Origin of the sequence: Xanthomonas sp. SHU 308 (genome assembly GCF_000364645.1) — a bacterium.
GTDB lineage: Bacteria > Pseudomonadota > Gammaproteobacteria > Xanthomonadales > Xanthomonadaceae > Xanthomonas_A > Xanthomonas_A sontii.
The window spans coordinates 1-1732 of sequence record NZ_AQOK01000717.1; the positions used below are offsets into that span (position 1 = coordinate 1).

The following is a 1732-nucleotide window of genomic DNA, read 5'->3' on the forward strand; positions in this document are numbered from 1 at the left end:
CGCCGTTCACCGCGTCGGTGGACGTGCCGCTCAGCGTGCCCGCCGCCAGATTGGTCAGCTTCTGCGCATTGCCCGGGTTGGCCGCCGTGCCGCCGCTCGCCACCATCGTGGTCACGTCCGCCGTGCTGGTGCGCTGCACCACACCGGCCTTGCCGCTATCGACCGCCGAGAAAGCGTCCCCGGCGTTGTTGTAGGTCGTCCCACCGATGGAATAACTCGGCGCCGTGCCGTTCTGCACATCCGCCCCGCCGCCCAGGTACTTGCTGGTGTTCGATGCCACCGTGCTCAGGTTCTGGTTGGTGGTGTAGAGCTGCGAGCCGTTGACCGCATCGGTCGAGGAGGACGACAGGTCACCGGCGGCCACGCTGGTGATCTTCTTGCCGCCCGCGTCGATACCGTTGCCGGTCACCGAAGGGCCATTGGCAATGGTCATGCCGTTGGCCGCATAGGCAGTCGCATTCGTCCCGTCGTCCACCTTCAGCCCGTTGGTGTCGAGCCGGCTGTTGCCGGTGGTGATCGACGTGGCGTTCAGATCATCGGCCGTCGCCACGGTGATGTCGGTGCCGTTGCGCGTGACCTTGATGTTCTGCCCGTCCTTGAACTGCACCGTGTCGCCCGGCTTCACCTGAGTCGCCGTGTCGCCGTTCGCCTGCACGTTCCAGCCCGTGCCCGCAGTCGCCGCCACCGACGCGATGGCGTCATTGACGTTGTCCTTGCCCGTGCCGCCGACGTTGCTCATGCCCAGCGTGCCGGTGGTCGTGTTGTACGCCGCATTGCCGCCCAGCACCGAGGCCGCCGAACTGCCCGCCGCATACAGCTGCGAGCCATTGACCGCATCGGTGGACGTGCCGCTCAGCGTGCCCGCCGCCAGGTTGGTCAGCTTCTGCGCATTGCCCGGGTTGGCGGCAGTCGCGCCGCTCGCCACCATCGTGGTCACGTCCGCCGTGCTCGTACGCTGCACCACACCGGCCTTGCCGCTATCGACCGCCGAGAAAGCATCCCCGGCATTGTTGTAGGTCGTCCCGCCGATGGAATAGCTCGGCGCCGTGCCGTTCTGCACGTCCGCCCCACCGCCCAGGTACTTGCTGGTGTTCGATGCCACCGTGCTCAGGTTCTGGTTGGTGGTGTTGAGCTGCGAACCGTTGATGGCGTCGGTCGAGGTCGCCGACACGTCGCCTGCAGCCACGCTGGTGATCTTCTTGCCACCGGCATCGATGCCGGACGCCAGCACGCTCGGCCCGTTGGCAATGGTCAGCCCGTTGGCCGCATAGGTGGCGCTGTTCGTGCCGTCATCCACCTTCAGGCCATTGGTGTCGAGTTTGCTGTTGCCGGCGGTCAGCGAGTTGGCGGTCAGATCGTCGGCCGTTGCCACGGTGATGTCCGTGCCGTTGCGCGTCACCTTGATGTTCTGGCCATCCTTGAACTGCACGGTGTCCCCCGGCTTCACCTGGGTGGCCGTGTCGCCATTGGCCTGCACGTTCCAGCCGGCATTGGCTGTCTGCTGCACCGCATAGAGCTGCGAGCCGTTGACCGCATCCTTGGAGGAAGACGTCACATCGCCTGCCGCCAGATTGGTCAGCTTCTGGGCATTGCCCGGATTGGCCGCCGTGCCGCCACTCGCCACCATGGTGGTCACGTCCGCCGTGCTGGTGCGTTGCACCACCCCCGACTTGCCGCTGTCCACTGCCGCGAACGCATCCCCCGCGTTGTTATAGGTCGAACCACCCACCGA

General features: G+C 66.3%; 1 pseudogene. It reads right to left on the bottom strand.

The features are described from left to right. Positions 1–1732: pseudogene (locus D588_RS0119380) on the bottom strand (hypothetical protein); the annotation flags it as partial.